Origin of the sequence: Delftia sp. 11MD (genome assembly GCF_050907895.1) — a bacterium.
Lineage (GTDB): Bacteria > Pseudomonadota > Gammaproteobacteria > Burkholderiales > Burkholderiaceae_C > Comamonas > Comamonas tsuruhatensis.
This window is the reverse complement of sequence record NZ_CP194333.1, coordinates 3,721,829-3,734,338: the sequence shown is the minus strand read 5'-3', so window position 1 is coordinate 3,734,338 and position 12,510 is coordinate 3,721,829. Positions and strand designations below refer to the sequence as shown.

General features: G+C 64.4%; 10 protein-coding genes and 1 tRNA gene. All 11 read right to left on the bottom strand.

Features of this window, described 5'->3' with window-relative positions:
• Positions 1 to 408: 408 nt before the first annotated feature.
• The 11 genes from ACRSCF_RS16855 to ACRSCF_RS16805 all read right to left on the bottom strand — a co-directional run bounded on the left by ACRSCF_RS16855 (position 409) and on the right by ACRSCF_RS16805 (position 12,405).
• On the bottom strand, positions 409 to 5,031 hold the full coding sequence (locus tag ACRSCF_RS16855; protein WP_244386167.1) for a DUF4347 domain-containing protein: 4,623 nt from the start codon (positions 5,029 to 5,031) through the stop codon (positions 409 to 411).
• The gene (locus ACRSCF_RS16850) at positions 5,028 to 5,885 is read right to left on the bottom strand and encodes a sulfotransferase family protein (protein WP_034364027.1); all 858 of its coding nucleotides are present in this window, start codon (positions 5,883 to 5,885) and stop codon (positions 5,028 to 5,030) included. Before ACRSCF_RS16850 ends, ACRSCF_RS16855 begins: the two co-directional genes overlap by 4 nt.
• Positions 5,886 to 5,898: 13 nt before the next feature.
• Complete coding sequence (locus tag ACRSCF_RS16845) at positions 5,899 to 6,426, bottom strand: phage tail protein (protein ID WP_034364007.1); 528 nt, start codon at positions 6,424 to 6,426, stop codon at positions 5,899 to 5,901.
• A gap of 9 nt (positions 6,427 to 6,435) precedes the next feature.
• On the bottom strand, positions 6,436 to 6,963 hold the full coding sequence (locus ACRSCF_RS16840) for a phage tail protein (protein ID WP_047219765.1): 528 nt from the start codon (positions 6,961 to 6,963) through the stop codon (positions 6,436 to 6,438).
• A gap of 22 nt (positions 6,964 to 6,985) precedes the next feature.
• A complete protein-coding gene (locus tag ACRSCF_RS16835; protein ID WP_034364006.1) occupies positions 6,986 to 7,507 on the bottom strand; it encodes a phage tail protein in 522 nt (173 codons plus the stop codon).
• 57 nt (positions 7,508 to 7,564) lie between these two features.
• A complete protein-coding gene (locus ACRSCF_RS16830) occupies positions 7,565 to 8,062 on the bottom strand; it encodes a GNAT family N-acetyltransferase (RefSeq protein WP_047219766.1) in 498 nt (165 codons plus the stop codon).
• The gene (locus tag ACRSCF_RS16825) at positions 8,052 to 9,233 is read right to left on the bottom strand and encodes a hypothetical protein (protein ID WP_034364005.1); all 1,182 of its coding nucleotides are present in this window, start codon (positions 9,231 to 9,233) and stop codon (positions 8,052 to 8,054) included. Before ACRSCF_RS16825 ends, ACRSCF_RS16830 begins: the two co-directional genes overlap by 11 nt.
• The gene (locus tag ACRSCF_RS16820) at positions 9,226 to 9,861 is read right to left on the bottom strand and encodes an aspartyl/asparaginyl beta-hydroxylase domain-containing protein (RefSeq protein ID WP_047219767.1); all 636 of its coding nucleotides are present in this window, start codon (positions 9,859 to 9,861) and stop codon (positions 9,226 to 9,228) included. Before ACRSCF_RS16820 ends, ACRSCF_RS16825 begins: the two co-directional genes overlap by 8 nt.
• On the bottom strand, positions 9,858 to 10,544 hold the full coding sequence (gene cysC / locus ACRSCF_RS16815) for an adenylyl-sulfate kinase (RefSeq protein ID WP_016450619.1): 687 nt from the start codon (positions 10,542 to 10,544) through the stop codon (positions 9,858 to 9,860). The genes ACRSCF_RS16820 and cysC overlap by 4 nt, the downstream gene beginning before the upstream one ends.
• A 751-nt stretch (positions 10,545 to 11,295) precedes the next feature.
• Positions 11,296 to 11,371 (bottom strand) — tRNA-Thr (locus ACRSCF_RS16810).
• A gap of 26 nt (positions 11,372 to 11,397) precedes the next feature.
• Positions 11,398 to 12,405: a class 1 fructose-bisphosphatase gene (locus ACRSCF_RS16805; RefSeq protein WP_012205101.1), complete on the bottom strand. Its 1,008-nt coding sequence runs from the start codon at positions 12,403 to 12,405 to the stop codon at positions 11,398 to 11,400.
• Between the last annotated feature and the right edge of the window lie 105 nt (positions 12,406 to 12,510).

The window sequence follows — 12,510 nt, the reverse complement described above, 5'->3', positions numbered from 1 at the left end:
GCATCGCGCTGTATCCCTGCATGGCCGCGACCTGGTTCGGCACGCGGAACCTGAGGGCCATCCTGGGGGTGCTCTATGTGGCGGTCGGCATTGCTGTACCGACTGTGGCCGGTGGGCACAGGAGTAGGCCCGCGAGCCGGGTGATTGCGGGCCTGGGTATGGAAAAGCCGATGCCCTGGGGGCGTGCCTGAGAAGTATTGAGAGGGAGGGAGGAGAAAGACCTCAGGCTCGGCGGAAAGCGGATGCCGTCAGTATGCCCATCAAAGCTTAAGAAAAAGCTTTATGGCGGCGCTGTTTTCGGGAATCGCCGCCTTGCTGCAGCCTCTGCGCTGAGGGGGCTCGGGCTCTGGACGGCAGGCCCTGGCTCTTGCGAGCCAGGGCCTGCCGTGCTCCCGGGCGGCCCGCGTGTCAGCGCCGGGCCGTGAACACCTTCCTGCTGCGCAGGGCCAGGCCTCCCAACAGCCCGGACAGCATTGCGAGCGCCCATCCACCCAGCGAGGGAATGGCCTGCGCGCCTCCGGGTGCCACGGCAGCCACCACGGGAACGAACGGATCGCTGACGGAGCCCGTGGCCGGGTTGGTATCGCCCAGACCGTTGTCGGTGATGGTGTAGCTGACCGTGGTGCGGGCAGCGTTCAGGACCACGTTCAGCGAGGTGGCTGCATTTGTGGGGTCGAACCAGCCTCCTGCTCCGTCGGGCTTGCGGAACTGCACGTCCACGGGCAGCGGGCTGGGGTAGACCAGGGTCATCGTCACGGCGCCCGTGCACTGCTCGGCCGTGAAGGCGAATTGGCCGTTGGGCGCCTGCAGGCCTGGCGGTGTGGACGCTGCAGGGCCGAAGCCGCCGGTGGCCTGCAGCGTGCAGGTGGCACCGCCGCCGGACAGCGTCGCTGTTGGCGTGCCGGACATGCCGGGCACGCTGCCTGGTGCGCCCACCAGCTCCAGCTTGCGCGGCGTGGCTTGTACCGCTGCGGAGTCCGCGCTGGTCTGTGCGCCGTTGGTGGCCTTGACGATGAAGTTGTAGACAAATCCATTTGTCAGACCCGTCACGACGATGGGCGATGCCGTGCCCGTCTGCGTTGTCACGGCGGGTGCACCGGGTGCCGCCACTGGCGTGGCGGTCACGGTGTAGCCGGAGATGGGTGCACCGCCGCTGCCCACGGAGGCCGTGAAGTTCACCGTGGCCTGGGCGTCTGCGGCAGTGACGGTGCCGATGGCGGGGATATCAGGCGCGATGGCGTTCACGGCAAAGCTCTGCGTGACCTGGGGTGCGGCGCTGATGGCGGCATCGCCGGCCTGGTCGGCTGCAATGGTGCAGGTGCCCGCGCTCACGAAGGTCAGCGCGCCTGTCGGAGTGACGGTGCATACGCCGGTGGTGGATGACGTGAAGGCCACCGGATAGCTGGCGCCCGCGCTGGAGGTTGCCGTCAGTGTCGGCGTGGTGCCGAAGTTCTGTGCACCGGGGTTGGCAAAGCTGATGGTTTGCGTGGCCTTGGGCGTTACCTGGTTGGATGTGGCCGAGGGCGTGCCGGTACCTGCGGAGTTGGCGCCGGTCACTGTGAAGGTATAGGCCGTGCCGTTGGTCAGGCCGGGCACGGTGATCGGGCTGCTGCCCGTCGCCGTGATGCCTCCCGGGTTGGACGTGGCGGTGTAGGTGACGGCTGCACCCCCCGTGAAGGCGGGCGCGGTAAAGCTCACCGTGGCCTGGGCATTGCCGGCCGTGGCCGTGCCGATGGTGGGCGCACCGGGGGCGACGGCGTTCACGGCAAAGCTCTGCGTGACCTGGGGTGCGGCGCCGATGGCGGCATCGCCGGCCTGGTCGGCTGCAATGGTGCAGGTGCCCGCGCTCACGAAGGTCAGCGCGCCTGTCGGAGTGACGGTGCATACGCCGGTGGTGGATGACGTGAAGGCCACCGGATAGCTGGCGCCCGCGCTGGAGGTTGCCGTCAGTGTCGGCGTGGTGCCGAAGTTCTGTGCACCGGGGTTGGCAAAGCTGATGGTTTGCGTGGCCTTGGGCGTTACCTGGTTGGATGTGGCCGAGGGCGTGCCGGTACCTGCGGAGTTGGCGCCGGTCACTGTGAAGGTATAGGCCGTGCCGTTGGTCAGGCCGGGCACGGTGATCGGGCTGCTGCCCGTCGCCATGATGCCCCCCGGGTTGGATGTGGCGGTGTAGGTGACGGCTGCACCCCCCGTGAAGGCGGGCGCGGTAAAGCTCACCGTGGCCTGGGCATTGCCGGCCGTGGCCGTGCCGATGGTGGGCGTACCGGGGGCGACGGCGTTCACGACAAAGCTCTGCGCGACCTGGGGTGCGGCGCCGATGGCGGCATCGCCGGCCTGGTCGGCTGCAACGGTGCAGGTGCCTGCGGTCACGAAGGTCAGTGCGCCTGTCGGAGTGACGGTACACACGCCCATGGTGGACGAGGCGAAGGTCACCGGATAGCTGGCCCCTGCGCTGGAGCTGGCCGCCAGTGTCGGCGTGGTGCCGAAGTTCTGGGCGCCGGGATTGGCGAAGGTAATGGTCTGCGTGCCCTTGGGGATGACGGTATTGGTCGTGGCTGCTGCGCTGGTCAGGCCGGCGCCGTTGGTGGCCGTGACGTTGAAGCTGTAGCTGATGCCATTGGTCAGGCCGGGCACGGTGATGGTGCAGGCTGTCGGCCCCGTGCAGTATCCGGTCTGGCCTCCGCCCCCGCTGGCCACTGCGTTATAGGTGGAGATGGCCGAACCGCCGTTGCTGGCCGGGGCAGCGAATGTGATGGAGGCCTGGGCATTGCCGGCCGTGGCCGTGGCACCCGTGGGAGCACCGGGGGCCACCGGAACGGCGACCGTGTGAGTCCCGCCGCTGTTGAAGGACGCAGGCGGCCCGTTGCCCACGCTGTCGGCGATGTTGGTGCTGCCGTTCAGGTTGATCTTGATGGTGCCGGTGCCCGTGATGCCCGAAACGTTGACGTTGACGGAGCTGCCCGTGCTGGCCGAGACACTGGATATGGTGCCTGAAGCCGTGCCCGTACCGATCAGGGTGAAGTCGTCGGTGGAGATGTTGGTGACTGGCTTATTGAAGGTTGCCGTGAACGCCACGCTGGCATCGCCCGGGGCTGGCGAGCCGCTGACGGCGATGCTGCTGACGGTGGGGATCAGGGTGTCCACGGTGGCGTTGGCGGTGCTTGCCGTGGTGGTGATGTTGCCGGCGTTATCCGCGGCGCTGATGCTCGCATTGAGGTTGTTTCCTGCAACGCCAGCCTGGAGCGGGTGGGTGGCTGTCCAGATCCCGGCGGCGTTGGTGGCCGGTATGGCCACCGGGCCGTTGAAGGCGGACAGGTTGATGGACACTGCACTGATGGTGTCAGTGTTGTTGTCGCCCGCAGCAGTGTTGTTCCACTGGGCGGTCACGGTGTCACCGGCCTTGAAGGCGCCGCCCACGCCGGACGCTCCCGACAGGGCGATGTTGCCAGGGGTGACGACAGGAGCAATGGTGTCTACCGTGGCATTGTTCGTGCCTGCCGTTGTTGCGGGACCATTGCTGTTGCTTGCCGTGACGGATACGTTGCGATTCGTGGCATCGATGGCGCCAGCCGACAGCAAATGGGTCGCTGTCCAGATGCCTGCAGAATTGAGAGCCGCCACCGAAGCGCCGCCACCGAACTGGGACAAATCGAAGTTGACGCCTGTGATCGGTGTGGCGTTGTAGTCTCCGCTGGCAGTGTTGTTCCAGCGTGCCGTGACGGTGTCACCTATCTTGAACGCTCCGCCTGTTCCCGTGGCTCCTGTCAGGCTTATGTGGTCAATGGAGATGCGTGGCGAGTTCTGCGCCCCTGCGATCGTGAAGCCGCGGAATTCGAAGTCGGCGAACTTGTTTGCCGGGCAGGCGCCACCGTCCCCGCCGCAATCCACATAGAGCTTGAAGCCTTTGAGTTTCTTGCCACTGAAATCGGCAAGCTGGGTTGCCGTGAAGGTGAACGCTTCTCCTGGCGTGGCGCTGCCGTTGATGGTGCTGGACGTGACCGTGCCACCGGATGCCAGCATCCCCACGATACGCACGTTGGTGAACTGGCTGACGGCACCATATTCACCGGCTGACAGGCCCGTCAGCTCGAACTTTGTGGTGTTGATATCGTCCGCTCTGAGATAGAAGTAGGTGCCGGTCGCAGTCCCTCCGTTCTGGATGTAGGCGGCGAAGGGCGCAGCTGAATATATTTGCAGTCCCAGTTGTGTATGTGTGCTGTCCCAGGCGGAGACGCGAAAATCCGTCTGGACTAGATCGAGGCTGTTGACGCTGAAGCTGGAGAAAGACTTTGGTCCGTCACTGGCCAGCAGCACGCCCGAGAAATCAGCCAGAGCCTTGTCCGAAAACGCCAGCTGCGTATCGACGTGGCCGCGCCGCACCTCCAGCTGCCAATCTCCACCCTGGGCCAGGTTGCCTGTGGCATTGCTGGACGCCGCCACGTCCAGCTGCGTTGCATGCTGCACGATGTCCAGCAGTTGCTCGCCTTCGGGCGTGGCTGCGAGATCGCAGCCGTAGAACAGCAGGTCACCGCCGGGACGCACGGCATTGCGCAGTGCGGCCAGCGATTCGATCTCGCCCTTGACGCTTTCGGCCGTGATGCGGCTGCTGCCCAGCAGCAGCACGCCGGCCTCGGCATGCGAGACCACGTGGATGGCTGACAGATTTTTGAACGAAGCCAGGGCCTGGACCAACTGGGGCAGGCCGGGGCGCGAGGCATCGATCTCCACCATCTGCACGCCGGGCTTGAGCGCACGCTGCAGCACGGCCCGGTCCTGCACGGCAGAGTCCACGATCACCAGTTCGCTGACGGGCGACGCCACGACGATCTCCAGCTCTCCCGGGGGGCGAGGCCGCAGGTCGCGCGCCGGCGCGGCACTGCGGGACAGGGGCAGGGCGGTCTGCTCGCCATAGTCCTGGGGCGATCTCAGGTACGAGCGCAGGTACGAGCCCGCTGCCGGGCCTGCGGAACCCAGCAGGCCCAGCGGAAGCAGTGCGGCGGAGAAGCCGCCAAGGAATGTGGTGCCTATCATGGTGTTCCTCTCTGTGTTTCGGTGTCCGTCGCGGACGCTCTCTTGCTGGCGATGATGTGGGCCGAGGTGCCGGTGGTGTCCTGCCAGAAGTCCATGGCCTGGTACCTGGCAAACAGGTCGGGCGGCAGGATGCTGCGGCGCGGCTTGAAGGCCACCTTCCGGCGCACGTCGTGCAGGCCCTTGACGCCCAGTTGCAGGTCGAACTCGCTTTCGGAGTACTCGACGGCATTGAAGTCGTGGGCGAAGGCCTCTTCGCCGAGAAATTGGTAGATGAGTTCCACCGTGCGCCGGGGGTGCTGGGTGAGCAGGTCGTAGTCCACGATCAGCAGGCGCTCGGAAAACTCGCCGTAGTAGGCTTCCTTGAGCGCGGTCCATGCGCTGCCCACGGCACCGGCCACATGGATGAGCGACTCGCAGCGGCTGTACACCGTCTGGCGCGAGGCCGCGTTGAACATGCGGCTGTAGTCGAAGGGGTTCCTGCGGTAGATGGTCTCGAAGCTGTCCATGACCCATGCCGGATTGCGCACGCAGCACACCATCCTGAAGTCGGGCACCAGTTCCACGAGCTGGTGCATGCGTGCCGTCCACTGGCGGTTGGTGTCGAAGAGGACGGGCTGCTGCTGGCCGGCATAGTAGGCATCGACGATGGCCCGGCAGATGGCCTTGCGCCGGGCCTCGTCGAAGAAGGCGTGGGATTCGCTGCCGGCGCCCATCTGCTCGAGGGCGCCGTTGACCAGCCCCGCCACGGGACTGCTCATCGCGGCGTGAAAGCGCGGGTTCTGCCGCAGGATGCCCGCGAGCAGCGTGGAGCCCGAGCGCGGCAGGCCAGAGATGAAATGCAGTGTGCGTGGCATGGGCTGCGGCACGTCAGTTACGTGAGGGGAAGACGCCTTGCAACGCAATGCAGAAGTTCAGCACGAGAAAGGGCTGGCGATTCTCATGCGCGGTGTTGCCTCCGGCCGGAGTCAGCATGTTGGGAGCCATGGCGGCGCTGGGCGTGCCGTTGGTTCGCATGTACCGCACGACCCCAGTACCCCCCCGACCGTCGAACGTCAGGTAGGACGTGCTGTCAGGCGCTGCCTGGGTGCCTGGATTGTTCAGCCCGGTCAGCAAATGGTTGTGCTGGGGCATTTCAGTGGTCAGCAGCGTGACGGAATCAGTGCCTTCCGTGGAGCCGATGTTCCAGGACTGCTGCGGGTCGGCTCCGGTGACGACATGGCCTATCAGATTGGGCAGGCCGAAGGTTGTGGTTCCGTTGCCGCCATAGAAGGTTCCGATGATGGAAAACAATGCGGGGTTGGACTGGATGGCCAGCAACTGGCCATTGCACAGCGCCCAGTTCTTGGGGGCGAAGTTGAACGGAAATTGGCGAATTTCGCCGATGAAAGCGTCCATTGTGCTGTCCTAGTTCCTGGAGGGGTAGATGCCGTAGAGCGCAATGATGTAATTCATCGCCATGCTGGGCATGATGTTGTCGTGCGGTTGGCTGTTGCCTGCGACCGTGACCGATGCGGGTGCCATGGTCTGTGGGTTGGCCCCTGCCACCGGCTGTGGCGCATAGAAGAGATCGGACCCGTTTTGTGCAGGCACCAGCCCTGTGGCCTGTGCTGCGGTAGCCAGGGAGGTGCTGGCGACAAGACCGTGGGAATGGGTGGGGATCTGGTTTGTCGTGAGCGAGACCTGTGCCACTCCGAACTGCTGACCCACGGCGCGACTGGTCAGCCCCGGGCCTGCTCCCTGCCCCACGGGCACGCGGGATCGAAGGTCCGGCAGCTTGAAGGTGGTTTGCCCGTCTCCTCCGTAGATCGTTCCCAGCAGCGAGTACAGGGCGTCGTATTCAGAGATGTTGAGCGTCGCGCCATCGCACAGGTGCCAGCCTGCGGGTGCAAAACTGCCTGCGAACAGGCGGATCTCTCCAAGGTAATAGTCCATTGCGTATTCCTGTGGGCGCGTGTCAGTTGCGCGAAGGGTAGATGCCGGTCAGCGCGATGCACGGTGTCAGCACCAGCGAGGGTTGGCAGTTCTCGTGCGGCTGATTGCCGCCGGTGTTGGAGACGCTGGCCGGCGCGATCGGCTGCTGGCCAGCGGTGCCTGGTGCATAGAAATTGGTGGGGGCGCTGGTGGCCACGAGCGTGGCCGTGGCCATGCTGTTGTTGCTGAACGCGGGCGCATCCCCGCTGTCCGTGCTTGCCATGACGAAGTGGGTGTGCTGGGGAAGATTGTTGGCGACCAAGGTGACGCTTTCCACGCCACCGGGCAAGCCTTGCTGCAAGCCGCCGCCCGTGTGCCGTGCGACCCGGCCACGAAGATCGGGAAGCGCGAAGGTAGTGCTGCCGTTTCCGCCGAATTGCGTACCCAGCAGCGAGAACAGTGCCTGGTTCTGGTTGATGGCCAGAATCTGTCCGGCGCACATCGCCCATCCCTTGGGAGGCCAGCCATAGGGATACAAGCGGATTTCTCCAATGAAGTTTTCCATGGAAGCGTTGCCTTTCTGTTATCGCTTTGTGGGGGTGCAGGAGGGGTATGAAGGTGTTCAGGCGGCAGGCGGATGCCAGGCCATGCCCAGTTGAACGGCATCGATGCCCGATGACGCGAAGCCCAGCCGGGCGTACAGCCTTTGCGCGCCGTGGTTGGCTGCATCGACGCTCAGCGTGACCCGGCGGCCCAGCACGGCGGCACTGCCTTGCACCCAGCGCAGCAGAGCCGCGCCGTATCCTTGTCCGCGTACGGCAGGCGTGATCACGATGTCCACGATGTGCAGGTCCGCTCCGTTGTCATGCACCGTCAGTGCGCCTATGGGCACGCCCCTTTCCTGCACGATGAGGCGGGGTGCGCCGGCAAAGCGGCGCTGGTAGTCGGCCTGCTGGAAGTCGTACTGCTGGTCCAGCAGCTGGGCGAGGGCGGCCCCGGGCAGTGGCAGGGATTGCAGGTGCGGGCGCGCGGAGAGAAACAGTGCGCGCTGGAAGTTGCGGTCTTCGGGTTCAGCGGGACGGGTGAACAGGCCGGGGGGGCGCAGCGCTTCAAGCAGCATGCAGGGCCTCCGCATCCATCAGGGGTTGTGCGCACTGCAGCAGCTGTGCGTGCAGCGGGCCCAGGCGCGCTTCGATATCCTGGCGATCGCTTGCGCCAAAGACGGCTGCCTTGTCCTGCCCATCAGGCGAGAAGCGTTGGTCCAGCGCCTTGGCATGCTGGCTGAGGCGCACGGCGATGCGCTGGCGTGCGGCCTCGCTCGCATGAAGGCCGAAGCGCCGGGCTATCTGCTCCATGGCCCCGGCACCCAGCTGGCTGTAGTGCAGCACAGGAACGCCCTGGCTTTCGTGCAGGCCCCGCATCTGCTCCATCAGTGCCTGCAGCACGCGCATGCGATGGTCGAGCATAGAGACAAAGGGTTGGCTGCTCCTGCCGCAACAGAACACCGGACTGGCGCCAGCCAGCGACGGGTCGCCTGACATGTGCCGGCCGGCCTGCCTGTGGTGCGAGGCCAGGATCTCCACAGGATCGCGCACCAGCATCAGGCTGGGCACCTCGGGGTAGAGGTCCTGCAGTAGCTCCCACTGGAAGATGTCCCAGGCATTCCACTTGACCACAAGGTCATGGCGCCCAGGCACGGCGACGGTGATTGCCGACACCAGACCGGCAATGCCCTCGCGCTTTTGCGCACGGTCCAGCGAGGTGTCCAGCAGCAACTCGGTGAACACCGGCGGCTCCGACAGAACCAGCGTGCTGTCCAGCTCGGAAAGGCTGCCCGAGACCAGGGTGGAGCCGCAGCGCGAGAGGTGGAAGATGAAGCCGGCAGGCCGATGGCCCCAGCGCCTGGGAGCGCTGGCTGCGCACAGCTCGGCCAGCGGCGTGCGTGGCCGGATGAACTGATTCAGCAGCCTGCGCTGCAGGCAGCGGCTGATGTACTCGTCATGGAACGGCTCGGTGGCAGGACCGTCCGGCAGGCACCACTGGATGCTGCGCGTGCGTGCCTCATACCTGTGTGGAAGCCAGCCACCGGCCAGCAGCGCGGTGGCTGGCACGGCAGCCTCCTTGCTCAACTGCTCCAGAGTCTGGATGAGCCGGGCATCGCCCCAGCCGTGAAGACGCCACAGCAGCCGCAACTGGGCGAGCACCGATTCCACACTTCCAGCCCGCTCAAACAAGGCCTGCTGCGACGGGCTTGCGATCAGTGCGGCAAAAGCGACCTGCAGCTCATGCATAGGCCTGCCCCTTGCCGATGCGGTCGGCCAGCCAGGCGTTGGCAATGCAGTCGATGACCAGATGGGTGCGGTCCTGCGTGCTCTGGTTCAGCACTTCATGCGTGGCGTCGGCATTGAAGTACCAGAGCTCTCCTGGGGCCATGGGGATCTCCAGGCCTTCCACGATGAATCGCACATCGGGGTGTGTGTAGACGGGCACGTGCAGTCGCGCCTGGCCATGCTCCAGGCTCAAGCCATGGTCGCGATGCGGCTTGATGGATGAGCAGGCCTTCAGCTGCATCAGGCGCACGGAGCGCAGCGGGCATTGCAACTGGTCCAGCACCTCGCGCATCGCCGGGCTGTGCTGCAGCGAGGGCAGATCGTCCCATTCTTCGTCAGGCGCCTCGATGGAGAAGCTCTGAAGAAGGGGGTGGGCCGCCACATGCTGGCGCTGGCAGCGCAGCGGCACCACGCGCCATGCACCTTCGTAGCCGCGGTGGTTCACATGGTCACACCAGTGTGAGGACAGCAGCGCATCGACCTCGTCCCGCAGTCCCTGCAGCCGTACCTCGGCCTCCAGCCGGGCAAACAAGGGTGCGTCGGCGCATGCGTCGGCAGGTGTGCAAGACGGAATGGCCCTGGCATTCATTGCAGTGCCTTGGCCAGCGGCAGGGGTGAGTTCACCAGCGGCACCACGCCACATGCTGCCGGGCCTGGTTCGGCCGCCTGCTCCATCTGCAGCAGCGCCTGTATGCGCGAGACGCAGGCAGCGATGCTGAGCTGGTGCGTGGCCAAGGCCAGGTCCGGAGCCGGGGGGGCCTCGTAAGGAGAGTCGATGCCGGTGAACTGGCGCAGCTCGCCGCGGCGCGCTTTCCTGTACAGGCCCTTGGGGTCGCGCTGCTCGGCGACGGACAGGGGGACATCCACGAAGATCTCGAAGAAGTCGCCCTTGTCGAACAAGGCCCGTGCAGCATCGCGCTCGGCCCGGAAAGGGGAGATGAAGGCGGCGATCACGATGGTTCCCGCATCCACGAACAGCCGTGCGACCTCTGAAACCCTGCGGATGTTCTCTGCACGGTCTTCGTTGGAGAAGCCCAGATCGCGGTTCAGGCCCTGGCGGATGTTGTCGCCATCAAGCACATAGGTGCGTCTGCCGGCGGCATGCAGGCGGGCCTGCAGCGCATTCGCGATTGTCGATTTGCCAGATCCGGAAAGACCGGTGAGCCATATGGCGCATGCCCTGTGTCCATGCAGATTTTCCCTGTCTTGCCTTGTAATGCAAAACGGTTGTGCATGTACGTCGGGCGGTGGGGTATGGCCGGAAAATGGCATGGCTTGGGTGGGAAAGCGGGAAAACGAAAGACGGGTCAATCGGACAGGGCGAATATCTACGAATTGTTAAGAAATTTCAAGAAAAATTACTGACGGCACCATTCGCTGCTTCGCAATGCGAACGCATCCGTCTCCCCTGGGAAATACGTGTCGTAGCGTCCTGTCAGGGGAGTGGGGAGTGTCAATAGCCATTGGCGATGGTTGTTGGCTATTTATTTGTCTCAAGAAGGTGTTTTCAATAGCTTTTCCTGAAAACGTTTATCGACTATTCTCGCAAATGAGATTCTTGTTGAAATGATTTTTCATTTTCATTAATACCATTTGCTCCAATGAATATCGCTGAAATGAGAGGAAGCCGCGATCATAGGAGACGCACGGAAAGTGGTATATCACTGGAAATAGGTATTTGTATGGGACGCTCCGTTGCCGGCATCAAGTTCATATCGGCTGCCGAGCGTTCCTGCGCGTGCACGGGCCCGCAGCCCTTTTTCCGTCCGGCGCCGGCAGGTCACGTGTGATGGAGGTTGGAAGCAGGACCGCTGCGTGTATTTCGCCCGAACGGGCTGCAGGCGGCGCAGGCGGCAAATGACGGGTCCCGGCTGCGACCCGAAGCAATGGCAGAGGCCGGCCCTGCCTGCGAGCCGTTGCGCGACAGAGGGCTGGCAGCGCTCCTACCGGCAGGACGCAGGGGGGTATGCCCGCGGCAGCATGAAAAAAGCCTCTGGCTCTTGCGAACCAGGGGCTTCCTGTTTGGTGCCGGAGAAAGGAATCGAACCCTCGACCTTCTCATTACGAATGAGCTGCTCTACCAACTGAGCTACACCGGCGACAGAAAAAAATTATAACGGCAAATTCATGCCTCGGAATGGTATTGCGTCACTTTTTCGACTTCGTTCTTCGAGCCGAGGATGACGCTCACACGTTCGTGCAGCTGCGTGGGCTGGATGTCGAGGATGCGCTGCTTGCCGTTGGTGGCGGCGCCGCCGGCCTGCTCGACCAGCCAGGCCATGGGGTTGGCTTCATACATCAGGCGCAGCTTGCCGGGCTTGTTGGGCTCGCGGCGGTCCCAGGGGTACATGAAGATGCCGCCGCGGGTCATGATGCGGTGCACGTCGGCCACCATGGAGGCGATCCAGCGCATGTTGAAGTCCTTGCCGCGCGGGCCTTCCACGCCGGCCAGGCATTCGTCCACGTAGCGCTTGACGGGGGTGTCCCAGTGGCGCATGTTGGACATGTTGATGGCGAATTCCTTGGTGTCCTCGGGGATGCGGATGTTTTCCTGCACCAGCACGAAGGAGCCTTGCTCGCGGTCCAGCGTGAACATGGAGACGCCGTCGCCCACGGTCAGCACCAGGGTGGTCTGCGGGCCGTAGATGCAGTAGCCGGCCGCGACCTGCTGGGTGCCGGGCTGCATGAAGTCCTGCTCGGTCACGCCGGGGTGGCCTTCGGGCTTCTTGAGCACGCTGAAGATGGTGCCGATGGAGACGTTGACGTCGATGTTGGACGAGCCGTCCAGCGGATCGAACATCAGCAGGTACTCGCCGTGCGGGTAGCGGTTGGGCACCAGGTAGATGCCTTCCATTTCCTCGGAGGCCATGGCCGCCAGGTGGCCGCCCCATTCGTTGGCCTCGATCAGCACCTCGTTGGCGATGATGTCCAGCTTCTTCTGGACTTCGCCCTGCACGTTCTCGCTGCCGGCCGTGCCCAGCACGTCGCCGATGGCGCCCTTGTTGACGGATTGGCTGATGCGCTTGCAGGCGCGTGCCACGACTTCCAGCAGCAGGCGCAGCTGGCCGGGGATGAGGCCGTCCACGCGTTGCTGCTCGACCAGGTAGCGGGTCAGGCTGACGTTTTTCTTCATGGGTTCAACTCCTAAAAATCCGGGAGCAGATGCGGCATGGCGTATGCATCTGCTGATGAACAGCATTTCAGTGATTCCTGGCTTGCAGCATAAAACAGGCGCTGC